Below are 21082 nucleotides of genomic sequence, written 5' to 3'. Positions count from 1 at the left end.
ACATCAATAGCTCACTCGGAATACAATTGCTGCCTTGCAAAGCCGATTGACCCAATCGCAATTCCCACAAGGAGCCATAATGTCAAAATCGCAAGTCCGCTCCATGCATAGGCGTCAGTGACGTCGCGGCTTTGGTCAAACAACCATGTCCGCAGCATTTCTGCGCCGAACGCGGGCAATGGGACGGGAGATGTCGTTGTTCCCAGATAGACTTGCATGATTGACGAAACGATTGCGAGCATGAAGGCCGGCAGGACCGCTGCAATCAATGAGCGTGTGAGGATCGCCATTGCCGAGCGCAATCAAGACGGTCAGTTCCATCGTGGCAATTGCCGACGAGATGATCAGCATCTGAACGCTATCAGGATGGATTTCCAGCGATGACGAACCGGGGCTGGTGAAAGCCGCGACGATATCAACCGAAAAGTCGCCAAGCACAAGCACGGACAGGCTGATGAAAATGCAAAAGAGACAGGTCAGGAATTTGGCAAGCCAAATCGAAACCCGTGACGCTCTCGGCACCACGAGGCGCCAGGTCGCCAGACGATATTCAAGGTGAAACACGCCCGCTATGCCGATTGCAAACAAGAGCTGCGCCAGCGAGTTTCCGGAGATGCTGAGCGACTTGGCTGCTGCGAGGATCAAATCGGATCCCGTTGCCGGAGACTGGAGTGACCGTATGAAGATGAATAAGATCAGGAACAGTTTGAACACCGTCACCGCCAACGGGACGAAAAAGAACCCCCAGAAAAGCAGCGCCGGCTGTCTGGCAAGCTTTAGCAGCTCGAAGCGAACGAGGCCTGTCATCAATCATTCCTCGTCTGGGACAAGAACACAGTTTCCAGGTCCGGCTTCACCCATTTCGCTTCATACACCTTGATATCCGCAGAAACGATGGATCTCAGGAGATCTGGGATATGTTTGCGCTCGAGCCGGACATAGAGGCCGCCATCGGCAAGCTCGGCAATCGCGCCGAGGCGGTCGACGATCTCTGCCGGTCGATCGACATCGAGCCAAAACCGTCCTTCCCGATCGAGGAGATGGGCAACATCTCCTTCAACGACGACCCGGCCTTGCCGCAAGATCGCGATGTGATCGCAGACGCGCTCGACCTCATCAAGGAGATGGCTGGAAAAGAGAACCGTTGTTCCATCTTGTTCTGCCAATTCTCTCAAGAGAGCCCGCATTTGCAGGATGCCGTCTGGGTCGAGGCCGTTCGTGGGCTCGTCGAGGATGATGGCATCGGGTCTGGAAATCAGCGTGCATGCAATCCCGAGCCGCTGCTTCATTCCCAGCGAGAACTCTCCCGCCTTTTTGTCTGCCGCAGCAAATATCCCCACACGTCGAAGGACAGCGTCGACGTGCAGGCGCCTTTCCGAATATGATCCCAGCATGCGCAGATGCTCTCGTGCGGTCAGGAACGGATAGATGGTCGGCGCCTCGATCAGCATGCCGACCCTGCGCCGGGAAGCCTGGTCCGGGCGGCGGCCGAACAATTCGACGCTTCCCTTGTCTTGCCGGACGAGGCCAGCAATGATCCGTAACAACGTGCTCTTGCCGGCGCCGTTTGGGCCAAGCAGACCGAATATCTTTCCACGCGGAATACGCAGCGACAGCCCATCAAGAGCAATCACTGCTTGCCGTCCGCGTCCAAACTTCTTTTCCACCCCGGAAATCGTAATTGCGTCAACGATGTGATCGGGTGCCATTCGTCATTCCATCAACAGACCCTGAACGGTCGCGAAGCTGGCGCCTGCAACCGTTTTTGCTCCGAGACGCGCTTTCGAAAGCATGCGCTCAAAATACCGAACTCTCGTTGATTGAAAAGTGTCCGACTGGCGAATTTTTCCCGTTTCCGTTGTCCAAACTGGCCTGAGCCGTGGATGTTGAAACAGCTTCGAGCTCCGTCGTCGCATCGCAATCGATTCGTCGATCACAGGATCTGCTCTAAATATTCTGATCCATCGTCTCTGCTGGGATTTCGTCGGCGCGGTGGACGCGCACGAGTGTTGCCGGCACGCCGGCGACCGTGCAATGCTCGGGGACCGGCTTCAGCACGACGCTGCCGGCGGCAACCTTGCTGAAGGCGCCGATCTCGATATTGCCGAGGATCTTGGCGCCGGCGCCGATCATCACGCCGTGGCGGATCTTCGGGTGGCGGTCGCCGTTTTCTTTGCCGGTGCCGCCTAGCGTGACATTCTGCAGGATCGAGACTTCATCCTCGATGACAGCCGTTTCGCCGATGACGATGCCCGAGCCGTGGTCGAGCATGATGGAAGCGCCGATCCGGGCGGCGGGGTGGATATCCGGGCCGAATACCAACGAGGCGAGATTGGCGAGCCAGCTGGCGATCTCCGGCCGGCCGGCGTTCCAGAGTGTATGGGCGATGCGATGCGTCTCAAGCGCATGAAAGCCCTTGAGGTTCAGAAGCGCGTGCAGAAACGTCGTGCAGGCCGGATCGCGCTCGCGCACGGCTGCGAGATCGGTCTCGACCTTTCGCATGATATCGTCGTTCAGTGTGGAGAGGATGAGATCAAACAGATTGCCCGTTTCCACCTGGGCCACGCAAAGCCGCGCGGCCAGAACACGGGCAATGATCTCCTTGTTGTCGGCGGCGTCCGTTACCTCCGCGGCAAGCAGCCGCCGCAAGATCGGCTCGCGTGCGGCAAGCTCGGCCGCCTCGGTGCGGATCACGGCCCAGACCGATGCGCCGCCCAAAGGCTGCGGCTGTTGCTCGGCCAAACCGAGGCCGGTTGATTTCGCCATTTCCGTTTCCTCTGTCAGCGACGGCGGCGCAAGCGCCCGCTGCGTGCAGTTCATGTTTCGCCCGGGCAAGGCATTTGGCAAGCCCCGACAGTCTAGCCACTTGACGGCTGCAGGACCGGGGTCAACTCCGCAAGCCGGCGCCAATGATACAGCACATCCGGCTCTCTTTCCTCGTTATCGACACCGTCGGTCTCCTCCGTGGCGGCAAAACCGTGCCGTTCATAGAAGGCACGTGCGCCGATATTACGCTGGAACGTCCAGAGCCTGATCTCGTCCATCTCCTCCTTGGCGCAGCCGAGAAGCCGGGAGCCGATGCCCATGCCTTGAAAGTCGGGGAGGATATAGAGCTGCTCTATCCAGTTGTCGCCATAGGCGATGACGCCGATGAGCCGGTTGCCCATGGCGGCACCTAATATCGTGCAGTTCGGCAGCAGGTGCATGCGCCAGTACTGCTCATCTTCCCAAGGCGTATGCAGATCCGGCAGCCAGGGGAGCCGCTGCCACAGGGCGACACGCCTGATCGCTGCGGCCGCCTGCATGTGATCGGACGAGAGCGCTACGATCTCAGCTTCCGTCGGGGGGTCGTCCATTGCCGCCAATATAGCTCAGGCCGAAATATCGACGACGCCGCAATCGCCGGCTTCGGAGGCGAAGGCGAGCAGCTTGCCGTCCTTGCTCCAGCTCATCGCCGTGACTGCGCCCTTGCCGGGGCGACGCAGCAGCGCCTCCTTGCTGTCGGCGATGCGCACGGCCAGAATCATGCCGTCGATGAAGCCGATGGCGAGGATATCCTCCAGCGGATGGAATTTCACCGCGGTCGCCATGATATTGGCGCGAGTGCCGAGTTCGAGCGGCGCCTTGCCCATCGGCCCGTCCTTGCCCTGGAACGGCCAGACGATGGCCGCCGGCGCGCCCGAAGAGGCGAGCCACTTGCCCTTGACCGACCAGGAGAGCGATTTCACCTTGGCAGGGTAGCCGGTCATGCGCATGTGGCGAGCCTCGGCACCCGGCTTGCTGTCGAGTTTCCAGCCGTGCAGCGCATTTTCCTGCATCGAGGTGACGAGGAAATTACCATCTGGCGAGAAGGTGACGCCGGTATGCGCACCCTTCCATTCAAGATCGACCGGCTTGGCGCTCATGCCGACCCAGTGCAATGACACGCCGTTATAACGCGCCGCCGCGATGCGCAGGCCTTTCGGCGCGAAGGCAAGGCCTTCGACGGTGCGCTCCTCGGGGAATTCCTTGGTCGTGCCATCGGCAAGACGCACCAGCGAACTCTTGCCGTAGGAATAGGCAACGGCGCCCTGCGGGCCGGCTGCGACCTGCGAAATCCACTTGCGCGGCGCCGTGGCGATCTCGCTGACGCTGCCATCGGCGGCGATGCGCAGCACCTTGCCGTCCTCGCCGCCCGAGATCAGGCTCTCGCTATAGGGATCGCGGATGACGGTGAGCATGCCTTGGTGGGCTTCGCAGACCCTGTCGCCGCCATCCAGCCGGTGAAACGTGCCGTTTGCGTTTGCGAAGAAGGGGACATCACCTAAAAATTCGACGGCCAGAACGTGGCCGTCGAGATCAAGCGGTGCAACTGTCGGCATCAGGCGGCTGCCTCGCAGGCCTTGAAGGAGGCTTCGAGCTTTTCGCGGTCGAGATCGCGGCCGATGAAGACGAGACGGCTTTCATGCTTTTCGCCTTCCTTCCATGGCCGCTGGTGATCGCCCTCGATGATCATGTGCACGCCCTGAACGACGTAACGCTCGGGATCGTCCTTGAAGGCGATGATGCCCTTGAGACGGAGAATATTCGGCCCCTGTGTCTGGGTGACCTTCTGGATCCAGGGGAAGAAGCGCTCCGGGTTCATCTGACCGCCGCGCAGCGACACCGACTGCACCGTCACATCATGGATCGCCGACATTGCACCGTGGTTATGGGCGCCATGGTCATGATGGTCGTGCCCGTGGTGATGATCGTGATCATGATGGTGGTGGTCGTGATCGCAGTCCGGTCCGCAGACATGGTCGTCATGGCCGTGTTCCAGGAAATGCGGATCGTTTTCGAGCGCGCGCTCCAGGTTGAAGGCGCCCTGGTCGAGCACGCGGGCAAGGTCGACGCCGGAGCGGCTGGTCTTGTAGACGCGGGCGGCCGGGTTGATGGCACGGACGATGTCCTCGATCACATCAAGTTCTTCCGGGGTGACGAGGTCGCTCTTGTTGATGACGACAACGTCGGCGAAGGCGATCTGGTCCTCTGCCTCGCGGCTGTCCTTCAGGCGCAGCGGCAGGTGCTTGGCGTCCACCAGAGCGACAACGGCGTCGAGCTCGGTCTTGGCGCGCACGTCATCATCCATGAAGAAGGTCTGGGCGACCGGCACCGGATCGGCGAGGCCCGTCGTCTCAACGATGATGCCGTCGAAGCGGCCGGGACGGCGCATCAGGCCCTCGACGACGCGGATCAGGTCGCCGCGCACCGTGCAACAGACGCAGCCATTGTTCATTTCGTAGATTTCTTCGTCCGACTCGACGATCAGATCGTTGTCGATGCCGATTTCGCCGAACTCATTGACGATGACCGCATATTTCTTGCCGTGATTTTCGGAAAGGATGCGGTTGAGCAAGGTCGTCTTGCCGGCGCCGAGATAACCGGTGAGCACGGTGACGGGAATGGGCTTCAGGGTGGAGATCGCGTCGGTCATGAGAACCTCTAGGATTAGGCGTGCGGCCGAGCGGCTTGGGATCGGCTGCTTGAACGGTTGGTCTCATATAATGGCATGGGCGCGGCAGTTCAAAGGGTTTTATAATGTTATAAGATCACATCGGTTGCCCGGTGCAGGTTCCATCTTCAGCGGAGCTGCGTGACGTCGAAGGCGTCGACATCCTCCAGCAATTCGACCAGCCCCTTCACCGCATGCGCAATCAGCGCCTCACCCTTTTCAGCCGTCGCCGCCGCGGCATTGCCTGCTGCGCCGGTGGTATTGAGATCCGACATCTTCCAGCCGAAGGCATGCGGCCCGTAGGCGCGCAGATGTTTGAAGCGCTCGGAAAATTCCGTCTGCCGCGAGGGAAAATCCGCAGCCTTCGCCATATCGACCCTGTCGGGATGAAGCGCCAGCATCACCGAGGTCTCGATATCGCCGCCATGGATGCCGATCGCCTTCTCCTCCGGCGTGATCACGCCATCCGGCAGGCCGAAGCGAGTCCAGCTCGTCGCCACCGCCAGCATGGCAAAGCGGACCCGCGCCTCGGTGGCGACGATCGTCATGACAGGCGAATTGCCGCCATGGGCATTCAGCATCACGAATTTGCGGATGCCCTGCTTCGCCAGGTCTTCGGCGATGCCGAGCCAGCGGGTGACCGCTTTGTCGAAAGCAAGCGTCTTCGTTCCTTCGACATCCATATGCTCTATGGAATAGCCGACGGATTCGGCGGGCAGGAAGGTGACCGGCAGGCCGGCGGGCAAGGCCATCTGCAATCGTCCGGCGATGGCTTCGGCAATCAGCGTGTCGGTTTCGAAGGGCAGGTGAGGGCCGTGCTGCTCATGGGCGCCGAGCGGCAGCACGGCGATCAGCCGGCCTTCGCCGGGAGCAAAGGCCGGGTTGCTGTCCTCGAAGCGCGGCGAAGGCGTCATCATCCGGTCGTAGCCTCTTGTTTATGACGAGATCCTGGGCAATGTCATATCGCAGCGGTGCCGGGGCTTAAAGATCAAAGGGATGGCCATGGGAAAGAAGCATAAGGACGGCAAAAAGAACAAGTCCAAGAAGAAGGACCAGACCGAGTATACGCTCGTCGACCTCTCTCCGGCGCTGACCCAGGCGGCTCGTTCCATGCGTACGGTGCTGTCGCGCAACCTTCTCGAAAGCGGCCTCTATGCCGGCCAGGACGGCGTCATTCTCTCGCTCGCCGAAAGCGACGGCATGACGGCCGGCGGCCTTGCCCAGAAGCTCGGCGTCAAGGCGCCGACGATGACGCGCACGATCGGCCGCATGGAGGCGCAGGGTTTCCTCGAGCGCAAGCCCGATGCCGAGGATGCGCGACTCACCAAGGTCTATCTCACCGAACTCGGCCGCGGCAGCGTGCAGGCGATCGAGATGGCGGCGTCTGCCTGCGACAGGCTGGCGACGCTGGAATTCTCCGACAAGGAAATCCGCAATCTCGTCCGGCTGCTGAAAGCGATCGACGGCAATCTGCAGGCCGAGGCCCTTCACATCGAAGAACCGGACGAAGACTGAAATTTCCCTGAAAGACGAATTGCCTCCACCGATTAAATCTTTTAATTAAACATTTTAAGGGGCCGCGCCGGTTTTCCGGCGGGGTCTCGCTGTCTTGCGTGCTGCCTGGAGGAGGACACGTGGTCCAGAAGATCAAGCTTTCGACGATTGCCGAAACGCTCGGCATTTCAACGGCGACCGTATCGCTTGCCTTACGCGACAGCCCGCTCGTCGCCGGCAATACGCGGGAGAAGATCAAGGAACAGGCGCGCGCGCTCGGCTATATCTACAATCGCCGCGCCGCCAGTCTTCGCACCTCGCGCTCCGGCATCATCGGCGTCGTCGTGCACGACATCATGAACCCCTTCTACGGGGAGATCCTGAAGGCGATCGAAAGCGAGCTCGATCGCAGCCGCCACACCTTCATCCTGTCCAACCATTACGACAATGTCGAAAAGCAGCGCACCTTCATCGAGACGCTGCTGCAGCTCGGCGGCGACGGCGTCATCATGTCGCCGGCGATCGGCACGCCGCCTGAGGACGTGCAACTGGCGGAAGAAAACGGCATGCCGGCGATCCTGGTTGCCCGCTCGATGGAAGGGCAGGACCTGCCGACCTATCGCGGCGACGACAGCTACGGCATCTCGCTTGCCACCAACCACCTGATCGGCCTCGGCCACCGCTCGATCGCCATGATCGGCGGCACGGACCAGACCTCCACCGGCCGCGACCGCTACCAGGGTTATGTCAATGCGTTGCGCAAGGCCGGTATCGAGGTCGATCCGAACCTGCGCATTCCCGGCCCGCGCTCGAAACAGGGCGGCTTCGAGGCCGCCGTGCATTTCCTGTCGCTGCCGCAAAAGCCGACGGCGGCCGTCTGCTGGAACGATCTTGTGGCGATCGGGCTGATGAACGGCATTGCGCGCGCCGGCCTGATGCCGGGACGCGACATTTCCGTCACCGGTTATGATGATCTCGAGGAGGCCTCGATCGCCACGCCGGCGCTGACGACCGTCTGGAACGGCCAGGCCGAGGTCGGGCGCCTGGCCGCCCGGGCGCTGCTTGATCGCCTAGCCGGCAGCCACGAGCCTGACGGCATGCATCTGATCAAACCGGAAATGCGCATTCGCCAGTCCACCAGCCCCCATCGGCCCCGCGCCTGACCCTAGACCGCCACCCAAGAGGAAAAGCCGTGTCCCGCATCGCCATTCTCGTTCCCGGGAAGATACACGATCGTGTTCTCGATAGCCTGAAGGATCGTTTTGAGATTGTCGCTGTCCCGCGGGCGGAAAGGCTTGCACTCGACGGTGAGACCGCCGCCCGCATTCGCGGCGTTGCCGTCTCCGGCGCCTTTCCCGGCGCCTGGATGGATCAGCTCCCTCATGTCGAGGTGATCGCCAGCTTCGGCGTCGGTTATGACGGTATGGATGTGAAACGTGCCGCCGATAAGGGCATCGTCGTCACCAACACGCCGGATGTGCTGAACGACGAGGTCGCCGATACGGCGATCGGCCTGCTCCTGAACACCATCCGCGAACTGCCGCGGGCCGAAGCCTGGCTGCGCGCCGGCAACTGGAAGCCGGGCACGGCCTATCCGCTGTCGCGCTTCTCGCTCAAGGGCCGTCATATCGGGCTTTACGGCCTTGGCCGCATCGGGCTTGAAATCGCCAAGCGGCTGGAGCCGTTCAAGGTGAAGATCAGCTATCACACCCGTTCGCGCCATGTCGATGCGCCCTATGATTATCACCCGACGCTGAAGGGGCTGGCGGAGGCGGTGGATACGCTGATCGCCATCGTTCCGAAGACGCCCCAGACGCACAAGACCATCGATGCCGAAATTCTGGCCGCACTCGGCCCGAACGGCATTCTCGTCAACGTCGGCCGCGGCTGGACGGTGGACGAAGAGGCGCTGAGTGCCGCCCTTGCCTCCGGCGCGCTGGGGGCAGCCGGCCTGGACGTCTTCTACGACGAGCCGACGGTGCCGGCTGACCTGCTCGCGCCTAAGAATGCCGTGCTGCTGCCGCACGTCGCCTCCGCGTCAGTGCCGACCCGCAATGCGATGGCCGATCTCGTCGCCGATAATCTCATCGCCTGGTTCGAGAAGGGGTCGGCGCTGACGCCGGTGCCGGAGACGCCGCAAAAGGCTTAGGCGCGCCGCAAAGAACTCTGCGCCCGGCTCCAGCACGCTATCTATTATCGGTGCGGCCAGTGCAGTGTCAGGCGATCGCCTGGGCCGCGATGACCGGCTGCTTGCCGGCGGCATGGCTGCGGACGGCGTCGCCGAAGGCTGCAAACAGCTTGTTCGACGGCTTGTCGGTTTCGGCCCAATATTCCGGATGCCATTGCACGCCGACGGCGAAAGCCTTGGCGTCGATGACGGAGACGGCCTCCACCGTGCCGTCTTCGGCGATCGCTTCCACCTGCAGGCGCGGCGCGGTCCTGGCGATTGCCTGGCGATGCAGGGAGTTCACGCGGACCTCACCCGGGCCGAGAATGCCTGCTATGCAGGATCCCTCCTTGACGTGGACGCTCTGGCGAATGGCGTACATGCCGTCCCGGTCGACGCCTTCCGGCCGGCGGTGGTCCCAGATGCCGGGCTGCTCCTGGATCTCGCTTGCCAGCGAGCCGCCGAGCGCGACGTTCAGCTCCTGGATGCCGCGGCAGATGGCGAGCAGCGGGATGGCGCGGTCGATGGCGCGGCGGATGAGCGGCAGGCTGGTGGCGTCGCGGGCAGGGTCGAAGGGGCCGTCCTTGTCATTGGCCTCGGCGCCGTAGAGGGAGGGATGCACATTGCTCGCCGAGCCGGAAACCAAGAGGCCGTCGACGCGGTCGAGGATCGCGTCGGTGTCGTAACCCTCTTCGAAGGCCGGAATGATGAAGGCCATGACGCCGGCCGCGTTCAATGCGGCTCGCAGATATTGATGCTGCACGGCATGCCAGGTCGCGCCGTCGAAGCTGCGGATATCGGCAGGAATGGCAACGATCGGTTTCGTCATATCAGCCCCGGTCAAATCTTGATGCTTGTCGTTTCTGCCGCCAGAAGGGTCGTCAAGTCAACGCCTGGCTGTATCAGGCGGCCAAATTGCGGCGGAAATGGTGCCGAGGCTACCGTGCTTGCTGCTAAGCCGCTGATTTTGATGGGCACGTTCGCACTGTCTTATTGTCGTCTTGATGCCAAAGGCTAATAGACTAAAGCTTGAATCGCGGCCTTCGCCATGCTTAGGTTTGCCCTTGCTGCGGGTAGGGGTGAAGATCGGCCGCGCAGTGCCATCTATACGGGAGGTTTTTGATGGATCGTCGTTCGTTTTTCAAGAAGGCGGGGACCGCCAGCGCCGGTGCGGTAGCCGCAACGGCATTGGCAGCGCCTGCGATCGCGCAGGAAAATCCGAAGATCGCATGGCGCATGACGTCGTCGTTTCCGAAGAGCCTGGACACGATCTATGGCGGTGCCGAGGATATCGCCAAGCATGTTGCCGCCGCAACGGACGGTAATTTCACGATCCAGCCCTTCGCGGCCGGTGAAATCGTGCCGGGCCTGCAGGCCGTCGATGCGGTGGCCGCCGGTACGGTCGAGGCAGCCCACACCACCTCCTATTATTTCGTCGGCAAGGACCCGACCTATGCCATCGGAACGGCCATCCCGTTCGGCCTGAACAGCCGCCTGACCAATGCCTGGTATTATGAAGGCAACGGCAACAAGCTGATGAACGAATTCTATGCGACACAGGGCATGTATGCGCTGCCGGCCGGCAATACCGGTGCGCAGATGGGCGGCTGGTTCCGTAAGGAAATCAACACGCTCGACGATCTCAAGGGCGTCAAGATGCGCATTGCCGGCCTTGCCGGCCGCGTCATGGAGAAAGTCGGCGTCATCCCGCAGCAGATCGCCGGCGGCGACATCTATCCGGCGCTGGAAAAAGGCACGATCGATGCGGCGGAATTCGTCGGTCCTTATGACGACCTGAAGCTCGGCTTCCACAAGGTGGCGAAGTATTACTACTATCCGGGCTGGTGGGAAGGTGGCCCGACGGTGCACGGGTTCTTCAATCTCGAAAAATGGAGCAGCCTGCCCAAGCATTATCAGGCAGCGCTGACCGATGCCTGCGCCTTCGCCAACACCAACATGCTGGCGAAGTACGACACCAAGAACCCGACGGCGCTGAAGCAGCTGGTTGCGGAAGGCGCGACGCTGCGCCCGTTTAGCCAGGAAATCATGGAAGCCTGCTTCCAGGCGGCGACCGGCATCTACGCCGAAATCTCGGGCACCAACCAGTATTTCAAGAAGATCTACGACGACCAGACCGCCTTTAAGCGGGACGCCTATCTCTGGATGCAGCTTTCGGAATATACTTTCGATACGTTTATGATGATCCAGCAGCGGGCCGGGAAGCTTTAAGCTTTCGCCGACGCTTGATTTCAGCCGATGACAAAACCCCCGGATCTTTCGGTCCGGGGGTTTTTCTTTCCACGCTATTTGGCGGGCGCCGGCGGTGCGCCCCCGGGCAGGCCGTTCAGCGGCGGCAGGGTGAGGCCGGGAATCTGCGGTGAGCTGTTGTTGCCGCCGCCCAGCGGCGGCAGGCCGAGTTGCCCGCCGCCGAAGGCGGGGATTTCGATCTTGATCGAGTTCGGGTCGACCTTCGGGCCGTGATCCAGCCAATAGGTGACCGATTGCGGCCAGAAGATCACGATCGCCACCAGGATCAGCTGCATGCCGACCCAGGGGAGCGCGCCCATGTAGATATCGGAGGTCTTGACATCCTTGCCGGCGATCGAGCGCAGGTAGAACAGCGCGAAGCCGAAAGGCGGGTGCATGAAGCTCGTCTGCATGTTGACGCAGATCAGCACGCCGAACCAGATCAGATCGATGCCGAGACTGGAGGCAACGGGGGCAAGCATCGGGATGACGATGAAGGCGATCTCGAAGAAATCGAGGAAGAAGGCGAGCACGAAGATGAAGATGTTGACGAAGATCAGGAAACCGACCGGGCCGCCGGGTATGCCCGACAGCATGTGCTCGATCCAGCGCGAGCCGTCCATGCCCTGGAAGACCAGGCTGAAACAGGTGGAGCCGATCAGGATCATCACCACCATCGAGGTGATGTGCGTTGTCGATGTCATCGCCTCGCGGATCAGCGGCCAGGTGAGGCGGCGATTCATGGCGGCGAGCAGCATGGCGCCGACGACGCCGAGCGCGCCGGCTTCCGTCGGCGTCGCAAGCCCCATGAAGATCGTCCCGAGCACCAGGAAGATCAGCACGATCGAGGGCACCATGCCCATCAGCACTTTGACGAGCAGCGCCCAGTTGAAGTCGCCGCGCACTTCCTTCGGCAGCGGCGGCATCGATTTCGGCCGGATGATCGACATCACCAGGATGAAGAGGATGAAGATCGTCACCTGCAGGATCGAAGGGCCGATGGCGCCGAGATACATGTCGCCGACCGACCGGCCGAGCTGGTCGGCGAGAACGACGAGCACGAGCGAGGGCGGGATCACCTGGGTGATGGTGCCCGACGCGGCGATAACGCCGGTGGCAAGCCGCGGGCTGTAGCCATAGCGCAGCATGATCGGCAGTGAGATCACCCCCATGGTGATGACGGAGGCGGCCACCGTGCCGGTAATCGCGCCGAGCACGGCGCCGACGAGGATGACGGCATAGGCGAGACCGCCGGGTATGCCGCCGAAGAGTTTGCCGGTGCCTTCGAGCAGATCCTCGGCCAACCCGCAGCGCTCCAGGATCGCACCCATGAAGGTGAAGAAGGGAATGGCGAGCAGGAGGTCGTTGGAGACGATGCCGAAGAAACGCAGCGGCAGCGCCTGCAGGAGGGCTTCGTTGAAATGGCCGGTGACGATGCCGATAATGCCGAAGAACAGACCGACCGCGGCCAGCGAAAAGGCGACCGGAAAGCCGTAGAGCATGAAGATGACCATGCCCAGGAACATCGCCGGCGGAATGATGCCGAAATCAAACAAATCCGTTTCTCCCAGCCCGCGTTACTGCAGCGGCTTTTCGTATTTTGTATCGATGCTGATATGGCCGGTAACGGCTGCGATCCGCTTGATCAGTTCGGAAACGCCCTGCAGGGAAAGCAGCGCGAAACCGGCGACGAGGACCAGCTTGACGGGCCAGCGGATCAGCCCGCCGGCATTGCCCGATATTTCCCCCTGCCGGTAGGAGAGCGCGAAGAAGGGCCAGGAGACCCAGGCGAGGAAGATGCAGACGGGGATGAGGAAGAGGATGAGGCCGAAGATGTCGATCCAGATCTTCGCCCTGTCGGAAACCGAGCCATAGATCAGGTCGACGCGGACATGCTCATTGTTGCGCAGTGCATGCGAGGCGCCGAGCAGCACGACGAAAGCGAAGAGATACCACTGGATCTCCAGCCAGCCGTTCGAACTGTAATTGAAGGCATAGCGAACGATGGCGTTTCCGGCGCTGATCAGACAGCAGAACAGCACCATATATTCGGAAATTTTGCCCATGAACTGGCTGATCCGGTCGATCAGCCGGCTTGCTGCCAGAAGTACCGACATTCGCCTCCCCTTGTTCTTGTCTTGCCGGTTTTCCGGCAGCTTTCCCTCTTGCAATCGATGTAGACCACGGCCTTTGAAATTGGAAGGATAAATGCCTTGCCTAGGAGTATAGTCTTACCTGTGCGGGTCGGCTCATCCGACCGTCGAATATTTCAGCAACCCAGGCGTGGATAAAATATTTCAACAATCTCGCCAATAGGCTGCGTCAGCGCGCTTAGGCTGTGCAGTTCATCCTCTAGTTTTAGAAAATTTGACCAAATGTTTGATTCCATTGAAATCAATTTTTAAAGGGTTGGGCTTAGAATTCCCGCGCACAGGGAAAGTGTGGATGAAGCCAGATAACCCGAACAGGGTCCCTTTAGATGTGTATCTGTCGTTTGTGAGTTCCCTTTCCGGGAACCGCATGACGCTTCTTGTTGGCGTCATCGTGCATATTGCGACGTGCCTAGCAGTGGCCGCCAAGACGCAGTATTCCATCTATGTCCTGCTGTCGGCCGCCTTCCTTCTGGTCTTCGGCGCTCGCATGGTCATCTTCCGACGGTTCGATCGCGTCGACAAGGACAGCCTGTCGCGCGCCGACATCGAGCGTTGGGAGCGGATTCTCGTTACCAGTGGAGCTTGCACCACCGCGCTCCTCGGCATCGCCAGCGGCTACGCCATCTTCGTCGTGCATGATTCCTTTGCGGAACTTGCCTGCATTTCCGTCACCATGGCGACCATGGTTTCCGTCGTCGGCCGCAATTACGGTTCGCGCTTCGCAGTCGACCTCCAGACCTTCTTCTGCTGCCTGCCGATGATCGTCTGCAGCCTGCTGGCGATGGATTTCTATCGCGGCGTGCTGTCGATCTTCCTCATTCCTTTCTGGCTGACGACGCGGGCCATGGCGAACGGCGTGCGCGAGTTTCTCTATGAAAACGTCATCGCGCGCCGGGAAATCACCATTATCGCCGATCGTTTCGATACGGCGCTCAACAACATGCCGCACGGCCTTGTCATGGTCGATGCCGAAAACCGCATTCAGGTCGTCAATCGCAAGGCCTGCGAGCTGTTGAAGATCGGCGCGCCGGAGCGGCTGAAGGATCGCGACCTCGGCGCCGTGCTGCGCTATGGCGCGCGCTACAGCTTCATGGACGCCTCGCAGCCGGAGCTGATCCTGCGCCAGCTGACCCAGGTGGCCGAAGGCAACCTGTCGCGCACGCTCATTCATTTTCCCGAGAGCCTGTCGCTCGAATTCTCCGCCAGCCGCAGGGCCGACGGAGGCGCCGTGCTAATCTTCGAGGACGTGTCGAGCCGGGTGAAGGCGGAGCAGAAGATCCTGCACATGGTGCGCTTCGATGCGATGACCGGCCTGCCCAACCGGGAATATTTCGGCCAGCTGGTGCAGGACTATCTCGCCAAACATCCGAGGAAGTCGGGACCGCTCGGCTTCATGGTGCTCGATATCGACGAGTTCAAGCATGTCAACGACATGCGCGGCCATGTTACCGGCGACCATCTGCTCTGTGCGATCGCCGCTCGTATCAAGCAGGCTTCCGGCAACGCTATTCTGGGCCGGCTGATGGGCGACCAGTTCATCCTGTTTTTCCCGCATGCGAAGGAGCCGGCCTCGCTCGATATCGAGATCCGCCGCGTGCACGCCGCGATCCAGGGGAACTACGAGGTCGATGAGCTGACCTTCCTCGTTTCGCTCAGCGCCGGCTACGCGATCCTCGAAAGCACCGCCTTCGCGATGGACGAATGGAGCGTCAAGGCGGATCTTGCGCTGTTCGAAAGCAAGTCGCGCTTCAGGGGCGGCATTTCAGGCTTCGAGCGCGAGATGGATGGCCGCTATATCGAGCAGCAGAAGCTGAAGGCGGATCTGCGCGATGCGGTTTCGGCACAGGCGCTGCATCTGGTCTTCCAGCCGATGTTCCGGGCCGACGGCTCGCGGATCGAATGCGCCGAAGCCTTGGCGCGCTGGGTGCATCCGGAGAGGGGCTCGATCCCGCCCGATGTCTTCATCCGGCTCGCCGAGGATATGGGCATCATCTCCGACATCACCCGCTTCGTCCTGTTCAAGGCATGCAGCGAATGCATGAACTGGCCGGACCATATCGCCGTCTCGGTCAACCTCTCGGCGCGGGACCTCAGGGATGCCGACATCCTCCAGGTGGTCGCCGAAGCGCTTGCTCATTCCGGCCTCGACGCGGCGCGGCTGCATCTCGAAGTCACGGAAAGCTGCCTGATCGACGAGCCGGCGGCCGTTCGCGCCATCCTGGCGGAGCTCAGGGCCCGCGGCATCACCATCGCCATCGACGATTTCGGTACCGGCTTCTCCAGCCTCAGCTATCTCGACACCCTGCCGCTCGATATCGTCAAGATCGACCGCTCCTTCGTGCGCAACATCGTCGAGGATACCCGCCGCCTCAAGCTGTTGCGCGGTACGGTCCATCTCGCTCGGGAGCTTGGCCTGAAGATCGTCATCGAGGGGGTCGAGACCGAGGAACAGCTGGCCCTGCTCAACAAACACCGCAGCACCGATCTGGTACAGGGCTATGTTTTCTCGCAACCGGTGCCTTCCCAGAACATCAGGCTGTTGCAAGAGGGAATCGGCCGCCGCACCGTCCCGCGCCGTCGCAACAAGGTCGCCTGAGCGCCGTGCAGCGGCCGCATTTTTTGCTGAAAATCCCCCCTGCCGTTAACCTTAATACTTTATATACAAAGCGAATTATCGGATTTCCTTGCCTAAATGTCGGTGGCGTATGATTAATGATCCGTTAACAAGCGGATCGAGAGAATGTCAGATACACTTTTTGCGCGTGGTGATTTCAGCAGGAAAATCCTGGAAATTCTGGATCACGTCGAATATCGCCGCGTCGAAAGCGGCGAAGACATGGAGGAGGTAGAGCGGCTGCGCTACAAGGCCTACAAGGCCCACGACGCGCTGTCGCTTGCCCCGGGAGGCCTATTGGACGATGTCGATTTCGACAGCCATGCCTATATCTTCGGTCTGTACCATTATGGTGAACTGGTCAGTACGATCCGACTTCACTATGTGACGCCGGAGCATCGTGTCAGCCGGTCCGGAGAGGCCTTTCCCGAGGCGATGGATGAGCTTTTGGACGCCGGACTGACCTTGATCGACCCGGCGCGTTTCGCGGCCGATCCGGATTTCGCCGCCGACATGCCATGGGTTCCCTATCTGACGCTGAGACCCGCCATCGTTGCCGCAGCGTATTTCCGGGCGGACCGCGTTATTCAGTCCGTCCGCCCCCCACATGCCGCCTTCTACAAGCGGGTTTTCTATGCCGATACCATCGTGCCCGGCCGGCTGGCGGAGAGTTACGGGGTTGACGTGACGCTGATGGCGACGAACGTGATCGAGGTCGGGCGCAAGCTGTTGACGCGCTATCCCTTCTTCATCTCCAGCGCCAGCGAGCAGCGCATGATGTTTTCGCGCAATCCCAACGACACGCTGCCGCCGCTCACCATCATTCCGACGGCGCGTTTCGTACCGCCAGGCGAGCTCGGCACCGATCTGCCGCTCTGATTTCTTCTTCCCTCCGGCTCAAGAGAAGGTGGTTGCGAGGCGGCTGCTGCGGCATTCTCATGCATTGCGCTTTCGCCTGTCATTGTGTAATCCCTGCAGCCAGGGATTTCCCTCGTTCGGCGAGGGAATCAGGCTGCGCAAAGGCATTTGAGGGAGACGATATTTATGGCCGAACATCATACCGGACCGGTCGAGACCGGCGCGCCGATGGATTACAAGGAACATGAAAAGACCTACGACATGTTCATCGCCGGCGCGAAATACGGCTCGATGCTTCTAATCGTCCTCCTGCTGGCGATGACCGCCGGTTTCTTCGGCGGCGCCGGCCTTCTCGGCGGCCTCTTCGTCTTCATCATTCTTCTTGCCATCGGCATCTTCCTGTTCCGCTGATCGCGTCGATTCAGAGGGGCGGAGCGTCCTTTGTGCGTCCGGAAGGACGCACGGCGCTCTGAGGGAGGAGAGCTTCTCCGAAGCTATGTGAACTAGGTGCTTGGCCCGCGCAGGCAAGCCTGCGGCGGTCTGGCTGACCCGGAGGAGGGGGCAGTTGGGCAATATCGTTTTCGTTGCAAGGGAAATTGCGGGCGAGGAGACGCGTGTTGCGGCCTCCGCCGAGACCGTGAAGAAAATGAAGAGTTTCGGCTTCGACGTCGTCGTCGAAGCCGGCGCCGGTGCGGCTTCGCGCATTCCGGACGGAGAGTTCGAGGCCGCGGGCGCCAGGATCGGCAGCTTTGCCGATGCCGCCTCCGCCGATGTGGTGCTGAAGGTGCGCCGTCCGAGCCCGTCGGAAATCGCCGGTTACAAGAGCGGCGCTGTCGTCATCGCCATCATGGATCCCTACGGCAATGACGAAGCGATCGCGGCTCTAGCAAGTGCCGGGCTTTCGGCTTTCGCGATGGAACTGATGCCGCGCATCACCCGTGCCCAGTCCATGGACGTGCTTTCCTCACAGGCCAATCTCGCTGGCTACCAGGCCGTCATCGAGGCGGCTGGTGTCTATGACCGCGCCATGCCGATGATGATGACGGCAGCCGGCACCGTGCCGGCCGCCAAGGTTTTCGTCATGGGGGCGGGCGTTGCCGGCCTCCAGGCGATCGCGACGGCCCGTCGCCTGGGTGCCGCGGTCTCGGCCACCGACGTTCGCCCGGCCGCCAAGGAACAGGTCGCCTCGCTCGGCGCCAAGTTCATTGCCGTCGAGGACGAGGAGTTCAAGGCGGCGGAAACGGCCGGCGGCTATGCCAAGGAAATGTCGGCCGACTACCAGGCGAAGCAGGCGGCTCTGGTTGCCGAACATATCGCCAAGCAGGATATCGTCATCACCACCGCGCTTATCCCCGGCCGTGCGGCGCCGCGGCTCGTTTCGCGCGCCATGCTTGCCGCGATGAAGCCGGGGGCGGTCGCCGTCGATCTCGCGGTCGAACGCGGCGGCAATATCGAGGGTGTCGTTGCCGGCGAGATCGCCGATGTCGAGGGTGTCAGGGTAATCGGTTTCGCCAACATGCCGGGCCGGGTCGCGGCCAGCGCCTCGGCGCTCTACGCCAAGAACCTCGTCACCTTCCTGGAGACCATGGTCAACAAGGAAACCAAGACGGTCGTCGCCAATCTCGACGACGAACTCGTCAAGGCGACGATGCTGACCTATGCCGGCGACGTAGTTCATCCCGCCTTCGGCGGCGCGAGGAAGGGAGACATGTGATGGCCAGTGAAGCAATGGACAGAGCGCTGGAGCAGCTCGACCAGGCGGTGACCGCCGTCATCACGGCGGCGGCCCAGGCACCGGAAGCGGCAAGTGCTGCGACCGGCGGGGCGATCGATCCGTTCGTCTTTCAGCTGGCGATCTTCGTCTTGTCGATTTTCGTCGGCTATTACGTCGTGTGGTCGGTAACGCCGGCACTGCATACTCCGCTGATGGCCGTCACCAACGCGATCTCCTCCGTCATCGTCGTCGGCGCGCTGCTGGCGGTCGGCATCTCTACAAGCGGGCTTGCGACCGGCTTCGGTTTCGTCGCCCTCGTGCTCGTCTCGGTGAACATCTTCGGCGGCTTCCTGGTGACGCAGCGGATGCTTTCGATGTACCGCAAGAAGGACAGGTAAGCGAGTGATGACCAATATCGCAGCCTTCCTCTACCTCGTTTCCGGCGTTCTCTTCATCCTGGCGCTGCGCGGCCTCTCCCATCCGGCCACCAGCCGCAAGGGCAATCTCTATGCCATGATCGGTATGGGGATCGCCATCCTGACCACGCTCGTGCTGGCCACACCGAACTTCGGCGGCTTCGTGCTGATCGTCCTTGGCCTTGCCATCGGCGGCAGCGTCGGCGCCTATGTCGCTCGCACCATCCCAATGACTTCGATGCCGCAGCTGGTCGCCGGTTTCCATTCGCTGGTCGGCCTCGCCGCCGTGCTGGTCGCGGCCTCGGCGCTCTATACGCCCGCCTCGTTCGGCATCGGCGAGATCGGTCAGATCCACACCGAGGCGCGCATCGAGATGGCGCTTGGCGTGGCGATCGGAGCGCTGACCTTCACCGGCTCGATCATCGCCTTCCTGAAGCTGGACGGACGCATGTCCGGCAAGCCGATCCTGCTGCCCTACCGGCATGTGATCAATGCCAGCCTGCTGGTGCTGATCGTGCTCTTCATCATCGGACTTGCCGTCACCGAAAGCCATTTCGACTTCTGGGCTGTCGTGGCGCTGTCGCTGGCACTCGGCGTCCTGCTGATCGTGCCGATCGGCGGCGCCGATATGCCGGTCGTCGTCTCGATGCTCAATTCCTATTCCGGCTGGGCCGCGGCCGGCATCGGCTTTACGCTCGGCAATCTGGCGCTGATCATCACCGGCGCGCTCGTCGGTTCCTCCGGCGCGATCCTGTCCTACATCATGTGCAAGGGCATGAACCGCTCCTTCATCTCGGTTATCCTCGGCGGTTTCGGCGGCGAGACGGCGTCCGGTGGGCCCGATACCTCTGATAAGACGGTCAAGCTCGGCTCCGCCGAGGATGCGGCCTATCTGATGGCGAATGCATCCAAGGTCATCATCGTGCCCGGATACGGCATGGCGGTCGCCCAGGCGCAGCATGCGCTGCGCGAACTCGCCGACAATCTGAAGAAGAACGGCGTCGAGGTGAAATATGCGATCCACCCGGTCGCCGGCCGCATGCCCGGCCATATGAACGTGCTGCTTGCCGAAGCGAATGTTCCCTATGACGAGGTCTTCGAGCTCGAGGACATCAATTCGGAATTCGCCCAGGCCGACGTCGCCTATGTCATCGGCGCCAATGATGTCACCAATCCGGCCGCCCGCGACGACAAGACCTCGCCGATCTACGGCATGCCGATTCTCGACGTCGACCGGGCAAAGACCTGCCTCTTCGTCAAACGCTCGCTCGGCTCGGGTTATGCCGGCATCGACAATACGCTGTTCTACAAGGACGGCACGATGATGCTGCTCGGCGACGCCAAGAAAATGACCGAGGATATCAACAAGGCCATCGCGCATTGATCGACGCAGATACAGCCGCCTTTGGGCGGCTGTTCGATTCAGGCCGGGTGTTCGTCATATCTCGCCCGGCACGAGGGTCATCTTCTCGACGCCGATCGCCAGGTTCAGCCCTTCCTGGGCTTGGACATTCAATGGCTGCAGCATGAAGGCCTTGTTGGTGCCGCCGGCGATCACTTTGGCGCCGGCGCCTGCGCCCACGCTCGCATCGGCGCCGATGCCGTAATATTCGCCGGCAAGGGCGAATTGCGGGACATCCGTGCCGGTCTTGGCCAGCACCTGCCAGATCATCACGCTTTTGCCGGTCTGGCCGATATCAATGCCGAATTTCTCGATCTTGCCGGCATAGACCGCCTTGGCGCCGCCGGACGCCGGCGTATAGGTGCAGAGGAGGTTCTTCTGCGAGGTGACGATCAGGCCCTGGCCGCCATCCGATCCGCAGACCAGACGGCCAAGCGTGACATAGCTTTCCGCGCCCGCCGGGCCTGCCCAGGCAGCGGCCGCCAGTGCCGCGGCTGCGATCATGGTTTGCTTGAACATGGTCTTTCTCCTTTGGAACGACCTG

At 61.5% G+C, this 21082-nt stretch carries 21 protein-coding genes; 10 read left to right on the top strand and 11 right to left on the bottom strand.

The features are described from left to right. Positions 1 to 135: 135 nt before the first annotated feature. The 7 genes from PO860_RS17520 to PO860_RS17490 all read right to left on the bottom strand — a co-directional run bounded on the left by PO860_RS17520 (position 136) and on the right by PO860_RS17490 (position 6390). Complete coding sequence (locus PO860_RS17520; RefSeq protein WP_273881716.1) at positions 136 to 807, bottom strand: hypothetical protein; 672 nt, start codon at positions 805 to 807, stop codon at positions 136 to 138. Further along, the gene (locus tag PO860_RS17515) at positions 807 to 1709 is read right to left on the bottom strand and encodes an ABC transporter ATP-binding protein (protein WP_183609466.1); all 903 of its coding nucleotides are present in this window, start codon (positions 1707 to 1709) and stop codon (positions 807 to 809) included. Before PO860_RS17515 ends, PO860_RS17520 begins: the two co-directional genes overlap by 1 nt. 238 nt (positions 1710 to 1947) lie before the next feature. Then, positions 1948 to 2766: a serine O-acetyltransferase gene (gene cysE, locus PO860_RS17510; protein WP_273881717.1), complete on the bottom strand. Its 819-nt coding sequence runs from the start codon at positions 2764 to 2766 to the stop codon at positions 1948 to 1950. A gap of 92 nt (positions 2767 to 2858) precedes the next feature. Further along, positions 2859 to 3356, bottom strand: a complete 498-nt coding sequence (locus tag PO860_RS17505; RefSeq protein ID WP_272783854.1) for a GNAT family N-acetyltransferase — start codon at positions 3354 to 3356, stop codon at positions 2859 to 2861. A 15-nt stretch (positions 3357 to 3371) separates the two neighbouring features. Next, positions 3372 to 4361: a WD40 repeat domain-containing protein gene (locus tag PO860_RS17500; protein ID WP_183609469.1), complete on the bottom strand. Its 990-nt coding sequence runs from the start codon at positions 4359 to 4361 to the stop codon at positions 3372 to 3374. Then, entirely contained in the window at positions 4361 to 5455 is a 1095-nt protein-coding gene (locus tag PO860_RS17495; RefSeq protein ID WP_273881718.1) for a CobW family GTP-binding protein, read from the bottom strand. Before PO860_RS17495 ends, PO860_RS17500 begins: the two co-directional genes overlap by 1 nt. A 146-nt stretch (positions 5456 to 5601) precedes the next feature. Further along, positions 5602 to 6390: a creatininase family protein gene (locus PO860_RS17490; protein ID WP_273881719.1), complete on the bottom strand. Its 789-nt coding sequence runs from the start codon at positions 6388 to 6390 to the stop codon at positions 5602 to 5604. 85 nt (positions 6391 to 6475) lie between these two features. On the opposite strand from PO860_RS17490, the gene PO860_RS17485 reads away from it, so the two are divergent. The 3 genes from PO860_RS17485 to PO860_RS17475 all read left to right on the top strand — a co-directional run bounded on the left by PO860_RS17485 (position 6476) and on the right by PO860_RS17475 (position 9116). Continuing rightward, positions 6476 to 6988, top strand: a complete 513-nt coding sequence (locus tag PO860_RS17485; protein ID WP_085739052.1) for a MarR family winged helix-turn-helix transcriptional regulator — start codon at positions 6476 to 6478, stop codon at positions 6986 to 6988. A 119-nt stretch (positions 6989 to 7107) separates the two neighbouring features. Continuing rightward, the gene (locus PO860_RS17480) at positions 7108 to 8130 is read left to right on the top strand and encodes a LacI family DNA-binding transcriptional regulator (RefSeq protein ID WP_003566610.1); all 1023 of its coding nucleotides are present in this window, start codon (positions 7108 to 7110) and stop codon (positions 8128 to 8130) included. 29 nt (positions 8131 to 8159) lie between these two features. Further along, the gene (locus PO860_RS17475) at positions 8160 to 9116 is read left to right on the top strand and encodes a 2-hydroxyacid dehydrogenase (RefSeq protein WP_273881720.1); all 957 of its coding nucleotides are present in this window, start codon (positions 8160 to 8162) and stop codon (positions 9114 to 9116) included. Between the two features lie 67 nt (positions 9117 to 9183). On the opposite strand, the gene PO860_RS17470 is transcribed toward PO860_RS17475, so the two are convergent. Next, on the bottom strand, positions 9184 to 9963 hold the full coding sequence (locus tag PO860_RS17470) for a gamma-glutamyl-gamma-aminobutyrate hydrolase family protein (RefSeq protein WP_183609473.1): 780 nt from the start codon (positions 9961 to 9963) through the stop codon (positions 9184 to 9186). Positions 9964 to 10256: 293 nt separating this feature from the next. Between PO860_RS17470 and PO860_RS17465 the strand changes: the two genes are divergently transcribed. Further along, positions 10257 to 11363 (top strand): TRAP transporter substrate-binding protein, encoded by a 1107-nt coding sequence (locus PO860_RS17465; protein ID WP_097618202.1) that lies wholly within the window; start codon positions 10257 to 10259, stop codon positions 11361 to 11363. Between the two features lie 74 nt (positions 11364 to 11437). Here PO860_RS17465 and PO860_RS17460 read toward each other — a convergent pair whose 3' ends face one another. After that, positions 11438 to 12937, bottom strand: a complete 1500-nt coding sequence (locus PO860_RS17460; RefSeq protein ID WP_183609474.1) for a TRAP transporter large permease — start codon at positions 12935 to 12937, stop codon at positions 11438 to 11440. Positions 12938 to 12958: 21 nt separating this feature from the next. Beyond that, positions 12959 to 13498 carry a TRAP transporter small permease subunit gene (locus PO860_RS17455; RefSeq protein WP_183609475.1) on the bottom strand — a complete coding sequence of 180 codons (540 nt, stop codon included), beginning with the start codon at positions 13496 to 13498 and terminating at the stop codon, positions 12959 to 12961. A gap of 328 nt (positions 13499 to 13826) precedes the next feature. Here PO860_RS17455 and PO860_RS17450 point away from each other — a divergent pair, with 328 nt between their 5' ends. From PO860_RS17450 to PO860_RS17425, 6 genes are all read left to right on the top strand, one after another. Further along, complete coding sequence (locus tag PO860_RS17450) at positions 13827 to 16130, top strand: putative bifunctional diguanylate cyclase/phosphodiesterase (protein ID WP_183609476.1); 2304 nt, start codon at positions 13827 to 13829, stop codon at positions 16128 to 16130. 144 nt (positions 16131 to 16274) lie between these two features. Continuing rightward, positions 16275 to 17027: an N-acyl amino acid synthase FeeM domain-containing protein gene (locus PO860_RS17445; protein WP_183609477.1), complete on the top strand. Its 753-nt coding sequence runs from the start codon at positions 16275 to 16277 to the stop codon at positions 17025 to 17027. A 165-nt stretch (positions 17028 to 17192) separates the two neighbouring features. Next, positions 17193 to 17417, top strand: coding sequence for an aa3-type cytochrome c oxidase subunit IV (locus tag PO860_RS17440; protein ID WP_097618207.1), 225 nt, complete (start codon positions 17193 to 17195; stop codon positions 17415 to 17417). A gap of 154 nt (positions 17418 to 17571) precedes the next feature. Then, the gene (locus PO860_RS17435; protein ID WP_183609478.1) at positions 17572 to 18720 is read left to right on the top strand and encodes a Re/Si-specific NAD(P)(+) transhydrogenase subunit alpha; all 1149 of its coding nucleotides are present in this window, start codon (positions 17572 to 17574) and stop codon (positions 18718 to 18720) included. After that, complete coding sequence (locus PO860_RS17430; protein ID WP_003542949.1) at positions 18720 to 19118, top strand: proton-translocating transhydrogenase family protein; 399 nt, start codon at positions 18720 to 18722, stop codon at positions 19116 to 19118. Before PO860_RS17435 ends, PO860_RS17430 begins: the two co-directional genes overlap by 1 nt. A gap of 7 nt (positions 19119 to 19125) precedes the next feature. Then, a complete protein-coding gene (locus PO860_RS17425; RefSeq protein WP_275037906.1) occupies positions 19126 to 20520 on the top strand; it encodes an NAD(P)(+) transhydrogenase (Re/Si-specific) subunit beta in 1395 nt (464 codons plus the stop codon). Positions 20521 to 20574: 54 nt separating this feature from the next. Here the strand turns inward: PO860_RS17425 and PO860_RS17420 are convergent, their stop codons facing one another. Beyond that, positions 20575 to 21057, bottom strand: a complete 483-nt coding sequence (locus PO860_RS17420) for a DUF992 domain-containing protein (RefSeq protein WP_273881722.1) — start codon at positions 21055 to 21057, stop codon at positions 20575 to 20577. Between the last annotated feature and the right edge of the window lie 25 nt (positions 21058 to 21082).

Origin of the sequence: Rhizobium binxianense, from assembly GCF_028994275.1 — a bacterium.
GTDB lineage: Bacteria > Pseudomonadota > Alphaproteobacteria > Rhizobiales > Rhizobiaceae > Rhizobium > Rhizobium binxianense.
Note: the sequence above shows the minus strand (reverse complement) of the source record. Positions and strands in the feature narration are given on the sequence as shown.